This window comes from Chryseobacterium aurantiacum, from assembly GCF_003020585.1.
Taxonomy (GTDB): Bacteria; Bacteroidota; Bacteroidia; order Flavobacteriales; family Weeksellaceae; genus Chryseobacterium; species Chryseobacterium aurantiacum.
This window is the reverse complement of the sequence record NZ_PXUE01000001.1, coordinates 573,784-595,096: the sequence shown is the minus strand read 5'-3', so window position 1 is coordinate 595,096 and position 21,313 is coordinate 573,784. Positions and strand designations below refer to the sequence as shown.

Genomic DNA, 21,313 nt, shown 5'->3' with positions numbered 1-21,313 from the left:
GTAATATCCTGCAATTTTTAATTGTCTTGTATAAAAAACGAAACATGAACCGAAGGATTATTCTTCTTATAAGTCTTATCTCCACCTCTTTTATTTATGCTCAAAGTATTGAAGGAACCGTTACCGATAATACCAATAAACCTGTATCTGAAACTGAAGTACTGATTACAAAAGACGCTGCTAAATTTTCTGCAATTACAGATGAAAAAGGAGCGTTTAAAATTCCCTTAAAAGAAAATGGAAATTACTTACTAGAAGTCATAAAAGATGGGGTAAAAACCAATAGTGAAAATATTACAGTAAAAGGCAATGCCAGAAAGGATGTTCAGATTAAGGAAGAACCCGTTGTACAGAAAGTAGAAGGGGTGACCGTTACTGTGAAGAAAAAATTATTCGAGAGAAAGGTAGACCGCCTGGTCTTTAATGTGGAAAACTCTGTGGCTTCCCAGGGAATTGATGCGATAGAAGCTTTAGCCAAAACTCCCATGGTAAAAACAAGTGATGAAGCCATAAGCATTGCAGGAAAAAGCAATGTGGCTGTTATGATCAATGACAGGCTTCTGAACCTGAACGGGCAGGAACTTATTAATTATCTGAAGACTCTACGTTCTGATGATATCCTTAAGATTGAGGTTATCACCACCCCACCGGCAAAGTATGATGCAGAGGGAAAAAGCGGACTGATCAACATTATTTTGAAAAAGAATGCCAACCTTGGCTGGAATGGTTCTCTTCAGACTTCAGGAAATTATTTTTGGGGAAAACCAACAGTTTCCGCCAGAAGTGGGGCTACTTTTAATTATCAGGGAGAAAAGCTTTCTTTAAGCACTAATCTTTCGGTTGGAGATAATTATTGGCAATACAATACTTACAGCAATATGATGGGTACTACAAACAATAATTTCTGGAACAGAGATAGTGATAACCTTAATAATTATAAATACAAAAGTGGAAATATAAAGGCTGAATACAAGATCAATGATAAAAATGTGGCAGGGTTCAACTACAATTATTCACACAACAATCCTTGGGAAAGGAGTGAAAACACTTCAACCAGATTTAATGATAAAGGCCTGGTGAACATTAACTCTAATTTCAGTAACAGAAATAGTAGGGATGTTCACAATGCAACGGCATTTTATGAGGCTAAGATAGACAGCACGGGCGGAAAATTAAATTTAACGGCCAATATGATGCTCAACAACTCCAATGGAAGAAACTTTTCTAATACCCTGAGTCCTGAAACAGTTTATACGATGGCTAATCCTATCAGCAAATACAAAATCTATTCGGGGCAGGCTGATCTTGAAAAAACCTTTGGCAAAATTAAAACAGAGTCAGGGGTAAAGTATACGAAGATTAAAAATGATTCGGACTTTAATTTCTTTGATATTAAGGATGGACAATATAATCTTAATACGGATAAGACCAACACGTTTCTCTATAATGAAGAAAACTATGCCGCTTACTTTTCTACCAATTTTAAAATTAATGAAAAATGGGATGCAAAAGCTGGGCTTCGCTACGAGTACACTACGCTGGAGGGAGTTTCCATGAATGATGATACTTCTGCAAACATCAAGTATGGTAAGTTTTTCCCAACCGCCTATTTAAGCTATAAACCGAACGAGAATCATTCATTTTCAATGAACTATTCACGTAGAATTTCACGTCCGTATTTTGGCAATCTGAATCCATTTAAATATTTTATTTCAAATTATGAATATACAACCGGGAATCCTTACTTGTTGCCATCGTTTTCCGATAACTTTGAACTAGGATATGTGTTAAATAACAATTTTAATGTCACATTATACTATAATTACAATAAGGACAGCTGGGACAGGGTTCAAATGGTAGATGACAATTACAGATACACCGTTGCCAAAAACTTTTACAATGAAGATCAGGCAGGAATCAACATCAGTTACAACTACAACAAACTGAAATGGCTTGAATCCAATGTTTTTGTGAATGGGTTCTATGCAAAATCAAAATCCTACGATCCTGCCATTATATCTACACCGGCAGGCTACAGTGCCAACATTAATATTGATAACAACTTTTTCCTTAACAAAGAAAAAACAGTTACCCTGATGCTTGGCCTTTGGGGAAGCCTCCCTAACAGAAACGGAAATACCTATTATTATACCAATGCTTCATTGTATACGGGAATGAAGCTCAGTCTGATGGATAAAAAACTTCTTGTGAATCTTTATCTCAATGATATTCTGAATACCAACCGTGAAAAAGGAATAGAGTATTATCCAACCTACAATATAGATTATCAATACAAGGGAATTACAAGAAATATACACCTTTCTCTTACCTATAAATTCGGGAACAACAATGTAAAAGGAGCTACCAAACAGGTGAAATTTGAAGAATCTAACAGAGCGGGTGGAGGCAACAATTAAAACAGATCAATTGAATTCAATATAAAAACAGGATAGAAACTATAACCCCGACCGGCAGTTCCTACATATAAGGTTCTGTCGGTTTTTTTATTAAAATTAATGGCGGTTATCTTTAAATATAAGTTGGTCTGATCTTAAAAATATAATATATCATGCCTCCCGTAAAATAGGCCAATGCATCAAAAACATCTCCTGTAAAATGTTCCGATAGCTTTGGGCAAAGAATTTCAAAAAGAAAAGAGAGATATATAACTGAGGTCAAAACAAACCTGAGATCAGGTTTCCAACGAAACCCCAATAAGGCGTTCATCATATATTCAATCAGATAACAATACATGGGAACTGTGATAAAATCTGTGAAATGATCATTAATGACAGGAATATAAATATGGTTCTGTCTCAACAGGACAATAGCCACCCAAACTACCAGACCCAATAAAAACCAATATGAAATTCTCTTTTTCATTACATATGCAGAACTGCCATAATAAATCCAATGATGATCTGCAGAGCTTTTGCCACTATATCCTGTAAATCTGTTTCATTTTTCTTTTCATTTTTTGGTGCTGCGTTGTAATCAAATTTTTGTTTTCCCTCCATTGTAATACAATTTGATACTACAAAGATATTAAAATTAGAACAATTGTTCTAATTTTGAAAATATGATTTAACACAGTTCTTATATTCTTATATTTGAATCATGAACACAAAAGAAAAAATTCTGTCTAAAGCACTGGAACTCTTTAATGAAAAGGGATACAACAATATTACCACAAGGCATATTGCGGCCGAACTTGCTATAAGTGCCGGAAACCTGCATTATCACTTCAAGCATTCTGAGGATATTATCAAGATCCTTTTTGATGAACTTACTCTGAAAATGGATGACCTGCTGAATGAGATGAAAAAAATGGAGGTAACAACACTGGAGGACCTCTATAAGTTTACCTACTCTACTTGTGAAATTTTCTACTCGTATCGGTTCATTTTTATCAATTTTGTAGATATTCTTAAAAAACTTCCTGAGATAGAATCTAATTATGAAAAAATTAATTTCAACAGAAAAGAGGAGTTTCAAGTGATTTTTTCGGGTTTTCAGAAGAATAATATTTTTCAAAAAGATATTCCGGATTTTATTGTAGATTGTCTTACAGAACAGATCTTCATTATTGCAGACAACTGGCTTACCCACAACCGATTAATATCAAAGCTTAATAAAAAAGCAGCTATTCAGCATTATACGCTTCTGCAGATGAACCTCTTTTATGCTTTACTTAATAAGGACCAACAAAAACTTTATGAACAGCAATACATCAAGTAATTCCAAAATATCCATTAGAAATGCCCATAAAGACGATCTGCAGGAAATGCTAATCCTTTTTCAGAATACCATCAGCTGTATCTGCAAAAGGGACTACACCAATGATCAGCTTGAGGCATGGAAGTCTGGTGCAGAAAATAAGGAAAGATGGGAAAATGTAATTTATGACCAATTTATTTTGGTAGCGATATACAAGGATCAAATTGTTGGCTTCTGTAGTCTGAATAAGGGAAGTTATCTCGATTTACTATTTGTTCACCAAGATTATCAACATCAGGGAATTGCTTCTCAACTCTATCATCAGATTGAAAAAGAAGCTGTAAGACAAAATAAAAAATACCTGACAGCAGACGTCAGCATAACTGCAAAATCTTTTTTTGAAAGAGCAGGTTTTGAGATCATAAAAGAACAGACGGTGAATGTAAAAGGGATTGATCTCATTAATTATAAAATGGAAAAGAAACTCACCTCATCAGCCGAATAATGGAATTAGAACCGGAATATCATCAGTATAAAATTTCAGTTCCTCAGGAATTTGAAAATGTATTTACTCACTTTTATTTTGCTGAGAACACTTCCGACACACCGGTTACCAAGACCTTGCTTCCTACTTACCAGACCATTTTATTATTTTGTTTTGGAGAAAATGCCTCTATGGTAACACGAAAAAAAACAAAAATAATTGTTGATAAGTGCCTGGTATTTGGTCCTGTAAGGCAGGCTTTCGAGTATACTCTTCCGGCAAACAGTTCTATTCTCGTTCTTAATTTTAAAGATGATTCATTTTACAGATTTTTCGGAAAGTTTTCTGTTGAAAAATGGATAAAACATCCTGATGAATTAGTACCGGAAAACTGTTTTACTCATCTCTGGCACCAGTTGAAAGAAATAGATTCAACCACGCAGCAAATTCATTATATCCTAGAGTTTTGCAAGCCTTATCTTCAGCATCAAAATACAACTGGACAGCTTTTAAGCACCTATGAAAATGATCTTTTAAATCCTATTAAGGTCATTGCCGAGCAAACTCATCAAACGGAAAGAAATATTCAGCGTAAACAGAAAGAGCAGTTTGGATACTCTATTAAAGAGTTTAATCGCTACAACCGATTTTTGAAAGCAATAAAAATTATTGAGGAAGAAATAGAGAAGAAAAATAAAATAAAGTGGTTTACAATCATTGACCAATGTGGGTATTATGACCAAAGCCAGCTCATTCATGATTTTAAACATTTTTTAAATATATCACCCACCCGCTACCTGAAGTTTCAGCAGGAAATATGCAATCCAAAATCTGAATAATCATTTCGTTTTCTTACAATTTTCGCATATAGAGTCTCTTTACTTTTGTCTTATTAATCTTAACAATCAAAGCAATGAGACATCTAATTATTTACGCGCATCCTAATGAAAACAGTTTAAACCATAGTCTTTTAGATATTGTGGTTGAAAATCTGAAACTCCAAAATCATGAGATCATTATCCGAGATCTATATAATATCGGTTTTGATCCTGTTCTTTCTTTAGATGATATAAAGAAACAGCACATGGGAAAAGTAAATGATGATATACAACTTGAACAGGAATACATTTCCTGGGCAGAACAAGTAACTTTTATTTATCCTATCTGGTGGACGGGTTTACCTGCTATTATGAAAGGTTATATAGACCGCGTATTCAGCTATGGTTTTGCGTATCGCTATGATCTGGGGATACAGAAAGGGCTTTTGAAAGGAAAAAAAACAATTATTATCAATACCCACGGGAAATCTCATGAAGAATATGAGCGGACTGGAATGGACAAGGCATTAACTTTAACTTCTGATAATGGTATTTTTATCTATTCCGGGCTGGAAATTATTAAGCATCTCTTTTTAGATAAAGCCGATAAAGCAACTCACGAAGATTTTAAAAACTGGAAAGATCAAATCAAAAATGTGTATTCACAACCTAATATCATCATGAGTAATAGCAGATAAAAATCAATACCCCTTTATTGAATGTTATACCAGCAAAGAAATTAATCTGATATCGTTTTTGCCACTCTATATGATATTTTACATATAAGAAGTTTATGGCATAGAATTAGCTTCAGGAATGACAAGTAAAATTGTTTTGAACCTCTATTTTAAACCATTAAGATTAGTAGACGGTTAAGTTTTTTTATAAAAACAGATCTTGTTATAACCTATACAATGCATCTTAATGGTTTAAATATTGGATTTACAGGGGAAACCTGTTATATTTACAACCCAATGAAACATTTAAACAGCATATTGCGTCTTCCTTTTTTCAGTGAGTATTACTCTCCGAGCTATCGTTCGGGAAGATTTTCTATATCTGTGATTCAATAATTACAATAATCTCAATCTATATAGAGCCCGGACAGTACCTGTCCGGGCTTTTTTATTTCAAAAATATTTCAAAATGATCAATACATTACAAGAAAATGTGGCTATTATTCTTCCGGAAAACGGATTGGAAGAAAAATTAAATCAGGCCCAAAAAGAAAACAGAAAACTATCCATTAAACTAGGTTTTGATCCTACGGCTCCCGATTTGCATTTGGGGCACGCAGTTGTACTTAAAAAGCTAAAGCAATTTCAGGATCTGGGACACCAGATTATTATTGTTGTAGGAAGCTTTACGGCGAGAATTGGTGATCCAACCGGAAAGAATAAGGCAAGAAAACCTTTAGGTGCAGAAGATGTACAGCACAATGCACAAACCTATATCAATCAGCTTTCCAAGATAATTGATGTTGAAAAAACAAAAATTGTCTTCAATTCTGACTGGCTAGATGCGCTGCCTTTTTCAGAGGTGATCCAGCTGATGTCAAAGGTTACGGTGGCCCAACTGATGCACAGAAATGACTTTAACAAAAGATTTACAGAGAACACACCTATTGCAATGCATGAACTGGTATACCCTATTCTTCAGGGATTTGATTCTGTGAAAATTGAATGCGACATTGAAATGGGTGGTACCGATCAGCTTTTCAACTGTACCATGGGAAGACAGCTACAGGAAGTTCATCAGATGCCTGCCCAGATTGTGATGTGTATGCCATTACTGAAAGGATTGGATGGAAAAGAAAAAATGAGTAAATCTCTGAATAATATCATAGGGCTAACTGATGAGCCTAATGAAATGTTTGGAAAGACCATGTCTATTCCGGATGCCTTGATTGAAGAATTTATTGATCTGGCAACAGATTTATCCGTTGAAGAAAAAGCAGGTTTAAATTCAAGGCTAGAAAATGGTGAAAACCCTATGAACATCAAAAAACTGATTGCAAAAAATATTATTCGTCAATACCATGATGAAACAGCCGGAGAACATGCGGAGATGTTTTTTAATAATCAGTTTCAGAATAAAAATTTTGAGGAGAAAGCGTTTGAGCCTGTTTCTATAGATACTCTACATCATATTGAAAATAAAACAACCTTAGTTGAGCTTTGTCATCAATTAAAAAATGATCTCAGCAAATCTGCTGTACGAAGACTTATCATGAGCGGTGGAGTTCAAATGAACAGTATAAAAATGACAGAACCTGATCAGGAAATTGAACTTTTAAAGGAAATGAAGATAAAAATTGGAAAAAGAAACTTCTTTGAGTTGGTATAACAGAGAAGCGGAAAGCTGGAAGTTGTTCAATAATGATCAATTTAATGATCACTTCCAGCTTACTTTTCAGGTTACAATCCGGGACTTTTTATTTTCTGAGTCAGCTTAAATCAATATCTTCGCTTTCGTAAACAGATCGTAATGACTCAAGCCGATATTCTGACCCTCATTGATGATGAACTGCTTCTGGATAATATTAAAACTGAGCTGAATAAGCAACATATTGTCTGGACGGATCACCTGGGTACAGAAAACTCTATAAATATTCAACAAACAGCTGTCAACAATGATGGAGTTATTGCCTGGTGGCAGTATAATGAAGCAGGAAAAGAACAGATTCGTGTCAGGTTAGAGGAAAGAAAGATTATTACCTGGAAACCTCCTATTAATACTTTGGGACAACCATCGTTTAGGGATGGATTTTTATACTTTTATGAAAACTATCTGATCATTCAATACAAGGACAAGCATTATCAGAGATTATTTATTTTTAATATCAAAACCTTACAAACTGAGGAAATCATTATCAACGCTCTTACCATCCAGACAAAAATAATAGGCAATGAACTGTTTTTGGGTGGATTTTATCAGGATGAAGAGTTTATCAAGATAACCATGTATTCTGACTATTTTGAAAAAGAAAATATTGATGAAGCTTATCTTCAACAAAGAAATATTACTTTTGATTAAATAAATTGCAGGGAGTAAACAGGTTTCACTTCATAACATTCAGAGAGGGTCTAAAATTGGAATTTAAAACAATATGAACACTTCACTTACCTATAGAAAAGCTACAGAAAAGGATCTTGATTATCTTCTTGATCTTAGAACGAAGACCATGGTTCCACACTATGCTGAGGCCAATCTTCCTACAGATCATGATACAACGCTTAAAAGGGTTCTTCATGAATTTGAAAAAGCAAATATCATTCTGATGGATAATCAGCCAGTGGGACTATTAAAAATAAACAAAACCAGCTCTGCAACGGAAGTTCTACAGCTTCAGATTGATCCTGCTCAACAAGGAAAGGGATTGGGACGGTTAATTCTTACCAATATTCTGGAAGAAGCTTCTTTGGTGAAAAGTATTGTTTCATTAAGTGTTTTAAAAACCAATAAGGCACAGAACCTCTATGCTAGTCTGGGTTTTAAAATTGTAAACGAAGATGAGCATTCCTACTTCATGGAATTCTCTCCAATTTAAAATATAAATTCTTATCCCATTCAACTTCTACAATAGATTTATTGATTGGCCATTGTCACATAGATCAACCGGCCGCCCTCTTCAGCAGACAACAAGATTTTTTTACCATCCGTAAGCTCCACCATAGAACCCATAGGAATTTCCTTTTGTTCTGTAATGTCTTTCATACTGGATAAGCTTTGATTCACCAATACCCACTTTCCCTGATGAAAAGTAAAATAGCCTACCGGCATTTTATCCTGTATGGTCAGATTTTCATTACGAATCACCTTTCTGGATACATGCCACTTGAATAAATATTGATTATGATAGACCATCAATCTATGATTTTCCGGTTTCCAGACCTCATCATCAAACCTGAAATAAAGATCCAGAACAGGTAATGTTCCCTGATGTGGGGTTCCGCAGAAAGGGCACTTCGGGCTGCTGGTATTATCAAATACATACCATTTTTCTGTACATCCGGAATTGTGACAAGGCTGGATAAGATCTACAGTCTTCAACAGCGCTGTTTCCCATTCATTGGCAGTAGGACGCCTGATGGGATCATGCAGGCCATCCACAAATGCTTTTCTAAATAAGTCTGCAATGTATGGCCCCGTTACTGTATAGGGAATCTTTTGAGGGTCACCCCAGAATGCATCCCATTTTCTAAGGTGATCTGCTTTCACATGATTTCCTGAATCATTCGGATGCTCTATGAACATTGCTTTTTCACCCATTGATAAAATTTCATCTTTTTCAGAGTCCAGATCCCAGATCTTTCCGCCCCGCAGAGGATGTCTTCTGAGCAAATACATATAGATGAGTACTGCAAGAGCATGTAGATCTGTTTTTTGGTTGGGTAAATGCCTTTCGGGATCCTGAAGTTTCAGGTGTTTGGTCTTTAAAACTTCAGGAGCAATGAAATCTGCCGTACCTATTACTTCAGGAGGGAATAGTTTTGGAACAACAAGTCCGTCTATATCAATGATGCATGCAGATTTTGTCACCGGATCCACCAAAATATTATTATAGGAAAGATCAGAATGAGCAAGCCCCATTTGATGTAATTTTTTGACTCCTCTACTGATATTAATGGCAATCTGAAAATAGCTCAACCAGTCACCGAGTTCTGACTGATCAAGTCTTAACGGATACTGCTGATTACGAAACATAGGGGCTGTATACCACTTTCCTACCTTATCCTCTCCCTGAATATTATCTGAACCTACATAGCCTTTAGCAAAGAAAAATTTCTGACTGTAAATAGGAACTACAATTCCTGTAAGTTTATTTTTCTCTACAATATCATAAGGCCATCTGAATATTTCATTCAAGAAATACTCTGAAGCGTTTCCATTCTGAATACTTTGAAGATAGGTAGAAACAATTCTCATGATTCTCTCTTTTTGCCCCTCATCCAGTGGATTTCTGTAAAAAGCAACTACATAATCTCTTTCAGGAGAAAAGTAAACATCCTTTACTCCCCCTTGAATTGGTTTTTCATCAACATATTCATAGGATTTGGATGCATCAAGAACTGAGGCAACCCTTATGGTATTTTTCATGTTTATTAATAGATTATTGCCAGTGTACGGTCATCATGGTTACCTCTGCTCCAGAAATCGGTCCAGCTCAGTAGTTGCTGATCAATCTCTGCATCATTGATAAAATCGACCTTTGTGTGATCTTCATTATCTCCATTCAGATCCTTAAAAAATGTTGTCCAGCTTTCAGTATTCTCTAACTTATTTTCTGTAAGAAATTTAGGATCATAAATACCGTCTGTCATAAGAACAAGACGTGAAAAATCTTTCACACACGTTATTCCGAAACGGGAAGCAATATGATCGTTGAAAATTTCTTTCATGGTAATAAAACGGGTACCGCCACTGAACTCTCCCACATCCATCGGATTCAAAAGTTTTACTTTGGAAAAGTCCGGATTGATCAGATTGATCGGGCAATCTCCTACTCCAAAAGTAAGGATGACATATCCGAAGCTGAATTTTTTAACCAATGCAAAAATTAAGGTCGCATGCAGATCATTAATGGAAAAATTATTTTCTATTGCCGTTTTTTCAAGAGTATGGTGAACAGATAAAACTCCCTCATACAGAAGTCTTATAACGTTTTGCCAGCACTCATTTCGTTCTGTTTCTGAATGTTCAGATGAGTAAATAAGATGGACATTCTTCTCAATTTTATCTAAAACTTCAGGAGAACTAAAAAAGTCGTTTATTGAAATAGTTGCCATCCTTGATCCCTCTCTTGCTGCTTTTGCAGAGCCAGCACCATCTGAAACGGAGACTATACTCCAGTCTGCAGGAAGTTCTTTCACAGCAAAATCATCTTCTCGGAATTTCCCTTCGTGGGCATGGGAGCGGCCTCTTTTAGAAGCAACAACAATTTTTTTGTCTAAAAATTTTCCTTTTAATGAAACTTCATCTTCTTTATAAAAATCGGCAGTTGTATCACTTGGAATATTCTTCCATAAGTCTTTCGGATCAACATTCACAAGCAATTGCACTCTTTTCCTATCAATAGTATTCTGATCCTCTGTATGGAAAAATTCCAGGTCTAAATGATACAAATTATTGACCATGGGAGTTCCGGAAATTCTGTTATTTTCAAACGTAAGGCCGGTTTCTCCAAGGTTTTCAATATTTTTAATCCTTATATTCGGAAAATCTTTCATCTCAAAGCTGAATTCATAAGGCTTCCCCGCATTGGCATTATTTAATACCCAATGAGTTTCTTTAAATTCTTCTTTTTCTTTATAGATGCTGGCTTTTTCCATAACCTTTTTTCGGGTTCCAAAATAAAATGAGGGTATTTTCATGATCGGTATGATTATCCCAAAGTTCTATTGATATCAAATCCTTCTCCTGAGAATCCGTAATAATCCGAAGTCCCGCACCAAGGGCATTTATTATACCCTTCACCCTGCAGGCAGTGAATTCCGCCGCAAGAACAGGTGGCTAGCGCTATTGGATTTGCACAATGAGGACACGAGGTGCCTCCCTGAAGCTCTTCTATGGAAATTTTCAGGGTACTTCTTTGATGAGAGGAAAGTCTGTAGTATGCTTTTTCATCAATTTTATAAGCTCCATCCAGTCTGTAGTATCTGGTAGACATCCCAGCTATACTGGATTCTGCGAATGTTTTTTTAAACTTCATCAGATACAGCTTTTCTGTTTCAGAACATTTACCATTCAGAACAACAAAATTATTGTCAGGAAACCTTTGTTCCATCTGTGGATCTACCTTTTCAAGGATTACAGAATCTATCTTCGAAAGATTAATACCTTCTTTATTGGCCTCAGTCACACTTTGGCTGGTCGTTTTAATGGAGTCTGTTACCCATTTAAAAAATTCCTTATAAGAATTTTCGTCAGTATTGTTGAATAATAAAACATTATCAGCCAGAGAGCCTAAAAGTTTATAGTTTGTATTTTCTCCTATGGATACAGCAATGGTATTGGTTTTTCCGTTATACTTATTGTTCCATCTTTCAATGGCCTTGGTAGCATCATCGGTGGGAACACCATCCGTAAACAGGAAAACAATGGGTTTCCAGTCGCCTTTTCTTTCATAGGTTGTTTTTATGACATCCCTATCTATGCAGTCCATGATTTTAATCAAACCTTGTGACAATGATGTACCGCTTCCAATTGGAATTTTCGGTGGATAAAAACTGATAATATCCTGAAGTGGCGTAATAACTTCCGCCTCACCCGCAAAACCTACTACGGAAATATAAACTGTTTCCAATGAATAGGGATCTTTTTTCAGTTCCCTGATAATATTGGAAATTCCCTCCTGTACCTGTTCTATAGGATCTCCTACCATAGATTCGGAGACATCGATTAAGAAATAAATTGGAAGTCTTCTCATATCTGTAAAGACATTTTTTTTAAATAATAATATTAAGCTCCGTTGGTGGCGGAGGAAGTGTTATATGTTCTCCTGTATCTTGCGAATGCCCTCCTTGTGTAATGGAAGAGCTTACCCATCTGAAAAAAGAAGATAATGTAATGGCATCTGTAGTATCCAGTTTTACCACATGATCTGTCAATTCTTTAAGATATTGTTCATCCGCTTTAGGACCGGCTGCACAGCCTACAATTGCTCCAAATTCAAGATTTCGTATTGCGGGAATCATCTGTCTGTACTTTTGAATATCCGATGGCTTCCCATCCGTAAATATAAAAAGAAGGGGCTGCCAATCTCCTTTTTCATCTCCTGAACCTTTTACAAGATCTTTCTGTACTAATTCTGACACCATCTCCAAGGCTGCACCAGTATGGGTAGGCCCACTATCTGGACAGGTAATCTCCATGGGGTAAAAATTGGCAAGAGCAATTAAAGGAATGATATTTTTAACTTCCCTATCGAAAGTAATAACACTTAAATGAAGGCTGTCCATAGCCTGTGGATCTGCTCGGAGCATACTGATCAACCCGTTGAATCCATTATTCAGAGCCTGAATAGGTTCTCCATTCATGGAACCGGAAGTATCCAGTAAAAAATAGGCTAATAATCTTCTGTTCATAAGACAATTATTAATTCTGAAGCCGGCGGAGGAAGTCGAAGACTTCCCAGCCGGCTTGTATGTTGAATAAAAAGTTAAAGTCTAGTTTGAATACGAGTACTGCTGTCTCAGAATGTCTATAAAGTTATCCGTTTGATGAGGTTCTCCCACAGCACGGAATTTCCAGTCACCATTATGACGGTAAGCTTCAGCAAAAACCATAGCACACATCCCATTCATGCTGGAGTCTCCGGAAAGACTGTATTTTGTAATTTCCTTTCCTGTAGCATCCACCGCACGGATAAATGCGTTTTCAATCATTCCAAAGTGTTGGTTATTGGTTCTTCCCTGATAAATGGTTACAAGAAATACAATTTTCTGGTAGCTTGGGTCCAGCTGATCCAGTTTAACAATAATTTGCTCATCATCACCATCTCCTGCACCGGTTCTGTTATCCCCAGTCAACCATACATTTCCACTTGGGTGCTGCATAGAATTAAAGAAAACCACATCCCCTTGATAAAGTCCCATTTGTCTTCCATCATTGGTCTGAACCGTTCTTCCAAGGTTGGCAACCTTTCCGTTACCATCTAGAAGAAATGCCACTGCATCAAGATCATATTCTGCCTCTTTGCTGAATAGTTTCCCCAGAAAACCACCTTGTTTTCTTACATCCCATCCTAAACCTATCGTCACTTTTGAAAGGTCATAAACACTTTCTCCACGGTCATTTTTCCTTAAATCAATTGTTTGACCTTTCTGTAAATTAATTGCCATAGCTATAGTTTTGTGTATTTTGATGATTATTTGATAATTTGTCCTTTATAGTATTTTTCAAGAAAGAACCCAAGGTCTGCTCTGTATCCTATTCCCGAAGCTTCAAATTTCCAGCTTCCGTTTCTTTTATATAATCTTCCGAATTCAACTCCTGTTTCAATAGAGAAGTCTTCATCCAGTTCATATTTTGCAATCTCCTGATTCGAACCATTATCTACCACTCTTATATATGAGTTCCTTACCTGTCCGAAATTTTGTCTTCTTCTTTCAAAATCCTCTATGGTTACCACAAAAAGAATCTCTTCCACCCTTGAATCTACTTTATCAAGGTCAATCACAATTGCTTCATCATCATCCCCGTCACTGTTTTTACCATTTGGATCATCTCCTGTATGGGTAAGAGCCCCATCCGGAGAAGTCAGGTTATTATAAAAAACAAAATACTCCTCGCTTACTAATTTTCTGTCAGAATCAATCATAATTGCCGAAGCATCAAGATCGAAATCGTAGCCTGTCCCTTCATTAGGATCCCAACCAAGTCCTATTGTCATTTTTGTCAATCCGATCTCGATTTTTTGTCCTTTCTGTAGATTAATTGCCATAGTGTTTTATGTTATGAATTATTTTTTGCATTAAGATAGAAGTGATTTATGAATTGACCAAATTTATTTACGAAAAATAACGGGAACACCTCACTTATCATCAATCTTTCGCTTACATAACTACCACAAAAAAGGCTCAATTAAAAAATTGAACCTTTATAAAAATATTGTTATTGAATAAATTCTTAAAAATCTTTATCTACAACTGCTGTATTTCTTGCTTTAGCCAGCATAGGGATAGAGATAAGTCCCATCACCAGCATAATCACAATCTGAAGCGGTAAAGAGATAAATGAATACGTAAGCCCCATTTCACCTCCAAGATCGGCACTTTTACCCATTGAGATAAAAAGAGCCATAAAACCATACTTCATCGCCAGATTATAGGCACCAATTCCTCCACTCGCAGGAATAATCATCCCCAGTGTCCCTACAACAATAATAAAAAATCCGTCTGCCATTGTAAATCCTGAGGTTTCAGGAAGCGCAAAACATACCAGATATGCTGCAAAATAATAGGAAATCCAGATTCCTAATGTGTATAATATGAACTTTCCTTTTTGCTTTAATTTGAAAATGGTAGTCAACCCCTGGAATATCCCGTCTATAAAATTCACAATCTTTCCTAAAAAAGGAACACCTGCCAATTTCTTTTTAAAGACAAAAAACAAAACTGTACCACCAATCAATATTAAAAGGATAAGCAAAATCTTGTTCGGGTTAATATTCACTCCGGAATTCTGATAAAATGACAAAATTGCCTCATATTTAAACAATAAAGTAAGACCTAAGAAACCAAGCATACATATAAGATCCACCACCCTTTCCAGGATAATGGTTCCAAATGACTTGTCTACAGGTACCTTTTCTACCCCATACAAAGCCGTAGCCCTTGCCAGCTCACCACTTCTTGGAATGGTAAGATTCATTAAATATCCAAATGATATGGACCAAAGTGAATTGGAATTTGAAATTTGATGTCCCATTGGCTCCAGCATCAGATTCCAACGAATTGCTCTAAACCAGTACGCTAAAAGACCAAATACTGACGCAAACAATACCCAAAGGTAATTCGCTTTTGCCAATGACTGCTGAATCACTTTAAAATCAAGGCCCTTTAACGCAAGCCATAAAAAAAAGCCTGCAAAAGCAAGCGATATTACTATTGTGAGAACTGATTTTAATGGATTTTTTGATGTTTTCTCCATGAACTAGGTTAGAAGGTTTGTTTTTTCGTCAGGGAAAACGATCTTCGGCTGAAAATCTTTTGCTTCTTCAGGAGTCATCTGCGCATAGGCAATAATGATAATGATATCATCTCTTTGTACCTTTCTTGCAGCAGGCCCATTCAGACATACCTCTCCTGATTTCCTTTTCCCTTTGATAACATATGTATCAAAACGTTCTCCGTTGTTCACGTTTACAATATAAACTCTTTCTCCCACTACCAAACCGGCAGCTTCTATAAGATCTTCATCGATCGTTATACTTCCTATATAATTAAGGTCTGAGGCTGTAACTCTTACCCTATGAATCTTGGATTTGAAAACTTCTATTAGCATGGTGCAAATTTATTAATAAAAATTAATAAAATATGATTTTCTACTTATTAAAAAAAACACCTATAGCCAGTATTAATTTATTAAAATCACTGTTCTCAGCCCGTGCTTATAATTTTTTAATTATTTCAAAAAAACAATTATTAAGTATCTAATAGAGAGTGAGATAATAATAATTTCAAATTTAAAAAAACAGATAATTATCATGTTTTTAAATTAAAAAACATACAAATAATTACAATACCTTTAAGTTAGAAAAACACAAAAAATCGCTCAATTTATTATCAAATATTTTGAAAAAATAAAATTTTAAATACAATGATGAAAAAAAGCCTCTCATTATTAATCATTTTACCTCTTTTACTTTCTTCATGTAAACAAATAGGTAAGAATGAAAACACCGCAATGCAAAAAGCACAGGTAGTATCAAATGTAATGACAAAAGAAACTCAGGAAAAACTAACTCCTGATGAAATTTTCAAAGAACTTGTTGAAGGTAATAAAAGATTTCAAAGCGGTAATATAATGTTAAGAAACTTTAATGAACAAGCCCGTAAATCCGCAATAAAACAGTATCCAAAAGCAGTAATATTAAGTTGCTTGGATAGTCGAGTACCTGTAGAAACCATCTTTGACCAAGGATTAGGAGATGTTTTTGTAGGTAGGGTGGCCGGGAATTTTGTAAATGAAGACCTTCTAGGAAGCATGGAATATGCATGCCACATGGCAGGTTCTAAACTTATACTAGTAATAGGACATCAACATTGTGGTGCTATCAAAGGAGCTATAGATAATTTAGAATTTGGTAATATAACAGCAATGCTTTCCAAAATAAAACCGGCCGTGCGAATGAGCCAAAACTTTACAGGGAAAAAATCTTCGAAAAATGAAGAGTTTGTAAAATATGTTTCGAGAAACAATGTATCTTATACATTGGACCAAATAAGAAAGAACAGTCCAGTATTAAGAGAAATGGAAAACAAAAAGGAAATTAAAATTGTAGGAGCCTATTACAATTTGGCAAATGGAAACTTAGAGTTTGTAAAATAAAATTATTCATTTAAACAATTCTTTTTTATTACAAAAAATAAGGTTAATAAAAATTAATAAAACAGACCTTAACTATCATTAAAAAACTCCCATAAACACGGGTATTTAATTTTATAAAACACAAGAAATGTGACTTTTACTTATAGAATTAATAATTATATTCTTAAAAACATTAATACTTTACACTCAATTTAGGATTTAATAAATACAGGAAATAATATTAACTTTTTGCTAAAGTCAATAAACATAAGCATTTGGCACGATTTTAGTAACCCGTAACGTAGATTTTTCGTGAAAACCCGAATTATCATATTTTAACTATTTTCACTGAAAAGCAAAAAAATTATATAAGTTTTAATAAAAAAATTGCACAATTAGAAAATAGTATTATATTTGCTATAATTACGAACTAACTTTAATATTAAAAATTATGAACAAGTCTGAATTAATCGACGCAATCGCAAAAGATGCAGGTATCACTAAAGTTGCAGCAAAGGCTGCTTTAGAATCTTTCATTTCTAACGTAACTTCTACATTAAAGAAAAAAGACGGAAAAGTTTCTTTAGTAGGTTTCGGTACTTTCTCAGTAGCTGAGAGAGCAGCTAGACAAGGTATTAACCCTGCAACGAAAAAGCCAATCAAAATTGCTGCTAAAAAAGTTGCTAAATTCAAGGCTGGAGCTGATTTATCAAATGCAGTTTCTGGTGCTAAGAAAAAATAATCATTCAGATTACAAAAATTCAAAGGCTGTTTCTAGGAAACAGCCTTTTGCTTTTAATAAAAAAAATAAGCGGACCCAATGTCCGCTTTTATTAATTTATGCTTTTATTCGAGGTTAATTAAAGCCATAAGACCCTCATAGAAACCCTACCCTCATACCTCCTCCATCTATACACAATGAAAAAGAGTGAACGATATTCTATAACCTCTTATTTAAAGCTTCAAAAACCCCATTAGGGAGCCAATCTCGAAATCTTCCAGTCCAGATCTTCTAATTCATAAATAATCCTATCATGAAGACGATTAGGTCTTCCTTGCCAGAACTCAATTTCGTAAGGTTTTGCAAGGTATCCACCCCAATTGGACGGCCTTGGAACTTCGGTATTTTCGTATTCTTTTTCCAAATCTTTTAGCTTCTCTTCCAAAAATTCTCTGTTCGGAATAATTTGGCTTTGCGGAGAAACCATCGCCCCAAGCTGGCTTCCCTTCGGCCTTGAATGGAAATAGCCATCACTAAGATTTTCTGCAACTTTCTCCAAATTAGCTTTGATAATAATCTGTCTTTCCAGATTAGGCCAGAAGAAATGAAGACATGCCTTGTGGTTATTTTCTATAGCTTTTCCTTTTCTGCTGTTATAGTTGGTATAGAAAATAAACCCTTCATGTGTGTAAGCTTTCAGCAAAACCATTCTTGTTCTCGGACAACCGTCTTCTTCCACTGTAGAAACCGCCATAGCATTGGCTTCAGAGATCACAGAGCTTTCACTGGCCTCCAAAAACCAGTCTCTAAACTGCTCAATTGGATTTTGTTTTATCTCACTTTCAATAAGTTGGGATTTCTCGTACACTTTTCTTTTGTCGTGCAGGTTTTCCATAAATATTTTTTATTAAATTTGAGTATGAATCACTCATACAAAGGTAAAATATTAATCTCGACACCTGACATTTCCGGCGATCTTTTTTCAAGATCGGTGGTATTGGTTATTGAACATAATGAAAGCGGTGCATTTGGTTTGATATTGAATAAGAAGAACAGCCAAATGAGTAGTAAGTTCAGGGAATTCTTCGATTTCAAAATTGAAGTATATGATGGAGGCCCTGTAGAAAACGAAAAAGTATTCTTCATTGTAAAAGGCGAAAGAATCACTGAAGTTTACACAGAAATTAACGATGAATACTATCTTACGGAAGATATTGAACGAGTTATAAATGCTGTATTGGGCAATGTACTGGATATTCAGAATATAAAAATATTCTCCGGGTATTCCGGATGGTCTCCCAATCAGTTGGATACGGAGGTTCAGAGAAAGATGTGGACTGTAGTAGATGTTTATAATCTTGACTATACTCTTCCCAATGATCAGACTTTATGGAAATCTATTATGCAGAACCTTGGTGGTGAATTCCTCCTTTGGGCGAATTCACCTGAAGATATCTCCCTGAATTAATAGTAACTTTTTCAGTTTCAGGACACAATTAACAAATTTTAAGATTCTGTTAACCAATTTTAAAGAAACTTTTTCCGTTCTTTGAAAAACCAAAATCATTGAAATGAAAGGTAGTACATTACTTGCTTTATCAATCTTTTCGACTACATTTTTATCATTTGCACCTCTTAACAAGAAATACATTGTCGTTGATGCCGGCCACGGAGGAAATGACCTGGGAGCAGTGCATGGTAATTTTTCCGAAAAAGATATTTCATTAAGTATTGCCAAGGAAATTCAAAAGCTGAATAAGAATCAGGAGAGGTATGAGGTGATTTTAACAAGAAGTTCAGACACCTATCCTAGTCTCTCTGAAAGAACGGTTCAAATCAATAAGCTTAATCCTGAAATGGTCATTTCTCTTCACGTCAACAGGTCTCCTCAAGAGGAAACCTCTCATCAGGGAACTGAAGTTTTCATTCAAAACGCTGAAGCTTCAAAGATGTTGGGTGAAAAAATATCTCAAAAATTTAATGCCCGTAAAATTGAGGAACGCAATCTTCACATTTTAAGAGAGACCAAGGCTCCGGCTGTATTGGTTGAGCTTGGATTTATTAATAATTCTGCTGACAGAAATTATATAACCAGTGAAGCGGGGCAAAAGGAAATCGCACAGAAATTCATTGAAGTTTTCAACGAATACTAAAATACATAACAATTTCTGATTTAATCAGAATAAAACCCGGTAAAGGACTTTAAGAACTTCGTTGTTTACCGGGTTTGTCAATTTTAATGATTAAAACTTTTTTTCCAACTTTCTACCAATTCTGAGAATCGGGAAGTTTCAAAGGTTTTATTTCTTATTTTACCTACAGAAAATATGCCTTTCTCATCAGAAATCATCAAAATTTCTTCGGCTTTCTGAGATTCAAATGCAATAATCTCGTGTTCCTGGATATCTGCAAGGTTATTTTTATGTAAAAAAGTAACAAAATTCTCCATTAATGGAGAAATGTAGGCTCCTTCTGTCTGCTTTGGAACTTTAATAATATTCCCGTCCAGAAAAAGAAGATTTCCGGAGGTAGTACGTGCAATTCTTTTATTGGGATTCAAAAGGATTACATCATCAAGATCGTTTTCCTGCGCGTAAATGCCACCATATATGTTTTCAGGGCAATGTACTCTGATATTGCTCAAAAGGTTGTTATTCACATTGATTTCCTTAATAAGGTCTAATTCCAATGCTCTTGGATGAACAGCCAATACATCTTCCATTTCCACGATTTCATAAAAATAGGAAACTGAAGATTTCGCCAGGGTTACTTCATCATTATTTCTAAAGACCTGGAAATTGATGATTCCATCCTTTATACCCTTACCATCGATAATTTCCTTTTGAAAAAGGGACTGAAAATACTCCAGTGTATAGGTGAGAGGAATGTTCATTCTCATCTTTCTCATGGAAGCCATCAGGAAGAAATAACATTCTTCATCCATGATTAATGCTCCGTTTTTTATAAAGAAAGAAACCTTTACCGCATCGCCCCAAAGAAAGGCTCTATTCTTTACATTTAATGCGTCTGATGTAAAATATTGATTTTCCAATTTTTGATGTGATTTATTTACAAAAAAATAATGAACGATAAATCGTTCATCAGTTTTATCATTTAATACGATCCCGCCTTATGCAGCACCTAATTTTATTCTAAGGTTCTCAATAAGATTTTCCCAATACATTGCGTTTTCTTCTTCATCGCCTTCCTCACAGAAGTCAGTAATATTTAATGCTAAATCTTCTGTAATATCATCTATTGTGATTGTCATTTCAAAGAAGTTCTTAGTTCCCTCATCTTCTTCCCATCTGTAACGCACGAAACCTTCAGGCTTATATCTGATTAAAGTGGCCTTTTCTGCAGGTCCTCCACCCCAGCTAAAAAAGAAGTCATCGCCTTTTTCTATTACCTCATCCGCAAACCATTCAGATAACCCCTCTCCGGTTGCCAGATATTCATATAAAATCTCTGATAAACAGTGCATTGGGAATTCGTAATGGACTTTATGTTTCGCCATATAATCTTTGTTTTTATCGTCCC

25 protein-coding genes are annotated in these 21,313 nt (G+C 35.2%); 12 read left to right on the top strand and 13 right to left on the bottom strand.

Features of this window, described 5'->3' with window-relative positions; genetic code table 11:
- Nucleotides 1-44 precede the first annotated feature (44 nt).
- Nucleotides 45-2,417 (top strand): TonB-dependent receptor domain-containing protein, encoded by a 2,373-nt coding sequence (locus tag C7D53_RS02670; protein ID WP_106914843.1) that lies wholly within the window; start codon nt 45-47, stop codon nt 2,415-2,417.
- A gap of 112 nt (nt 2,418-2,529) precedes the next feature.
- On the opposite strand, the gene C7D53_RS02665 is transcribed toward C7D53_RS02670, so the two are convergent.
- Nucleotides 2,530-2,883, bottom strand: coding sequence for a hypothetical protein (locus C7D53_RS02665; protein ID WP_106914842.1), 354 nt, complete (start codon nt 2,881-2,883; stop codon nt 2,530-2,532).
- A complete protein-coding gene (locus C7D53_RS21195; RefSeq protein ID WP_262497850.1) occupies nt 2,883-3,017 on the bottom strand; it encodes a hypothetical protein in 135 nt (44 codons plus the stop codon). The genes C7D53_RS02665 and C7D53_RS21195 overlap by 1 nt, the downstream gene beginning before the upstream one ends.
- A 100-nt stretch (nt 3,018-3,117) precedes the next feature.
- On the opposite strand from C7D53_RS21195, the gene C7D53_RS02660 reads away from it, so the two are divergent.
- The 7 genes from C7D53_RS02660 to C7D53_RS02630 all read left to right on the top strand — a co-directional run bounded on the left by C7D53_RS02660 (nt 3,118) and on the right by C7D53_RS02630 (nt 8,569).
- Entirely contained in the window at nt 3,118-3,738 is a 621-nt protein-coding gene (locus C7D53_RS02660; RefSeq protein ID WP_106914841.1) for a TetR/AcrR family transcriptional regulator, read from the top strand.
- Nucleotides 3,716-4,222: a GNAT family N-acetyltransferase gene (locus tag C7D53_RS02655; protein WP_106914840.1), complete on the top strand. Its 507-nt coding sequence runs from the start codon at nt 3,716-3,718 to the stop codon at nt 4,220-4,222. Before C7D53_RS02660 ends, C7D53_RS02655 begins: the two co-directional genes overlap by 23 nt.
- Entirely contained in the window at nt 4,222-5,040 is an 819-nt protein-coding gene (locus C7D53_RS02650) for a helix-turn-helix domain-containing protein (RefSeq protein WP_106914839.1), read from the top strand. The genes C7D53_RS02655 and C7D53_RS02650 overlap by 1 nt, the downstream gene beginning before the upstream one ends.
- A 74-nt stretch (nt 5,041-5,114) precedes the next feature.
- The gene (locus C7D53_RS02645; protein WP_106914838.1) at nt 5,115-5,717 is read left to right on the top strand and encodes an NAD(P)H-dependent oxidoreductase; all 603 of its coding nucleotides are present in this window, start codon (nt 5,115-5,117) and stop codon (nt 5,715-5,717) included.
- Nucleotides 5,718-6,165: 448 nt separating this feature from the next.
- Nucleotides 6,166-7,365 (top strand): tyrosine--tRNA ligase, encoded by a 1,200-nt coding sequence (gene tyrS / locus C7D53_RS02640; RefSeq protein ID WP_106914837.1) that lies wholly within the window; start codon nt 6,166-6,168, stop codon nt 7,363-7,365.
- A gap of 141 nt (nt 7,366-7,506) precedes the next feature.
- Complete coding sequence (locus tag C7D53_RS02635; protein WP_106914836.1) at nt 7,507-8,055, top strand: hypothetical protein; 549 nt, start codon at nt 7,507-7,509, stop codon at nt 8,053-8,055.
- Nucleotides 8,056-8,128: 73 nt separating this feature from the next.
- On the top strand, nt 8,129-8,569 hold the full coding sequence (locus C7D53_RS02630) for a GNAT family N-acetyltransferase (RefSeq protein ID WP_106914835.1): 441 nt from the start codon (nt 8,129-8,131) through the stop codon (nt 8,567-8,569).
- A 38-nt stretch (nt 8,570-8,607) separates the two neighbouring features.
- Here C7D53_RS02630 and C7D53_RS02625 read toward each other — a convergent pair whose 3' ends face one another.
- The 8 genes from C7D53_RS02625 to panD form a co-directional block, all read right to left on the bottom strand.
- Nucleotides 8,608-10,119 (bottom strand): helix-hairpin-helix domain-containing protein, encoded by a 1,512-nt coding sequence (locus C7D53_RS02625; protein ID WP_106914834.1) that lies wholly within the window; start codon nt 10,117-10,119, stop codon nt 8,608-8,610.
- A gap of 5 nt (nt 10,120-10,124) precedes the next feature.
- Complete coding sequence (locus C7D53_RS02620) at nt 10,125-11,393, bottom strand: PP2C family serine/threonine-protein phosphatase (protein ID WP_106914833.1); 1,269 nt, start codon at nt 11,391-11,393, stop codon at nt 10,125-10,127.
- Between the two features lie 11 nt (nt 11,394-11,404).
- Nucleotides 11,405-12,448 carry a TerY-C metal binding domain-containing protein gene (locus C7D53_RS02615; RefSeq protein WP_106914832.1) on the bottom strand — a complete coding sequence of 348 codons (1,044 nt, stop codon included), beginning with the start codon at nt 12,446-12,448 and terminating at the stop codon, nt 11,405-11,407.
- Nucleotides 12,449-12,467: 19 nt separating this feature from the next.
- Nucleotides 12,468-13,106 (bottom strand): vWA domain-containing protein, encoded by a 639-nt coding sequence (locus C7D53_RS02610; protein WP_106914831.1) that lies wholly within the window; start codon nt 13,104-13,106, stop codon nt 12,468-12,470.
- An 81-nt stretch (nt 13,107-13,187) separates the two neighbouring features.
- Complete coding sequence (locus C7D53_RS02605; RefSeq protein WP_106914830.1) at nt 13,188-13,862, bottom strand: TerD family protein; 675 nt, start codon at nt 13,860-13,862, stop codon at nt 13,188-13,190.
- A gap of 26 nt (nt 13,863-13,888) precedes the next feature.
- Nucleotides 13,889-14,464 carry a TerD family protein gene (locus C7D53_RS02600; protein WP_076352669.1) on the bottom strand — a complete coding sequence of 192 codons (576 nt, stop codon included), beginning with the start codon at nt 14,462-14,464 and terminating at the stop codon, nt 13,889-13,891.
- 185 nt (nt 14,465-14,649) lie between these two features.
- Nucleotides 14,650-15,672 carry a lysylphosphatidylglycerol synthase transmembrane domain-containing protein gene (locus C7D53_RS02595; protein WP_106914829.1) on the bottom strand — a complete coding sequence of 341 codons (1,023 nt, stop codon included), beginning with the start codon at nt 15,670-15,672 and terminating at the stop codon, nt 14,650-14,652.
- 3 nt (nt 15,673-15,675) lie between these two features.
- Entirely contained in the window at nt 15,676-16,026 is a 351-nt protein-coding gene (gene panD, locus C7D53_RS02590; RefSeq protein WP_029294648.1) for an aspartate 1-decarboxylase, read from the bottom strand.
- 315 nt (nt 16,027-16,341) lie between these two features.
- Here panD and C7D53_RS02585 point away from each other — a divergent pair, with 315 nt between their 5' ends.
- Nucleotides 16,342-17,073, top strand: coding sequence for a carbonic anhydrase family protein (locus C7D53_RS02585; RefSeq protein ID WP_228422153.1), 732 nt, complete (start codon nt 16,342-16,344; stop codon nt 17,071-17,073).
- 430 nt (nt 17,074-17,503) lie between these two features.
- Nucleotides 17,504-17,794 carry an HU family DNA-binding protein gene (locus C7D53_RS02580; RefSeq protein WP_047097388.1) on the top strand — a complete coding sequence of 97 codons (291 nt, stop codon included), beginning with the start codon at nt 17,504-17,506 and terminating at the stop codon, nt 17,792-17,794.
- A 232-nt stretch (nt 17,795-18,026) separates the two neighbouring features.
- On the opposite strand, the gene pdxH is transcribed toward C7D53_RS02580, so the two are convergent.
- Complete coding sequence (pdxH, locus tag C7D53_RS02575) at nt 18,027-18,668, bottom strand: pyridoxamine 5'-phosphate oxidase (RefSeq protein ID WP_106914828.1); 642 nt, start codon at nt 18,666-18,668, stop codon at nt 18,027-18,029.
- Nucleotides 18,669-18,692: 24 nt separating this feature from the next.
- Here pdxH and C7D53_RS02570 point away from each other — a divergent pair, with 24 nt between their 5' ends.
- Nucleotides 18,693-19,241: a YqgE/AlgH family protein gene (locus C7D53_RS02570; protein WP_106914827.1), complete on the top strand. Its 549-nt coding sequence runs from the start codon at nt 18,693-18,695 to the stop codon at nt 19,239-19,241.
- Nucleotides 19,242-19,344: 103 nt separating this feature from the next.
- The gene (locus C7D53_RS02565; protein ID WP_106914826.1) at nt 19,345-19,926 is read left to right on the top strand and encodes an N-acetylmuramoyl-L-alanine amidase family protein; all 582 of its coding nucleotides are present in this window, start codon (nt 19,345-19,347) and stop codon (nt 19,924-19,926) included.
- An 83-nt stretch (nt 19,927-20,009) separates the two neighbouring features.
- On the opposite strand, the gene C7D53_RS02560 is transcribed toward C7D53_RS02565, so the two are convergent.
- Nucleotides 20,010-20,825 (bottom strand): aminotransferase class IV, encoded by an 816-nt coding sequence (locus tag C7D53_RS02560; RefSeq protein WP_106914825.1) that lies wholly within the window; start codon nt 20,823-20,825, stop codon nt 20,010-20,012.
- A gap of 78 nt (nt 20,826-20,903) precedes the next feature.
- Nucleotides 20,904-21,290, bottom strand: a complete 387-nt coding sequence (locus tag C7D53_RS02555) for an START-like domain-containing protein (RefSeq protein WP_076352676.1) — start codon at nt 21,288-21,290, stop codon at nt 20,904-20,906.
- Nucleotides 21,291-21,313 lie beyond the last annotated feature (23 nt).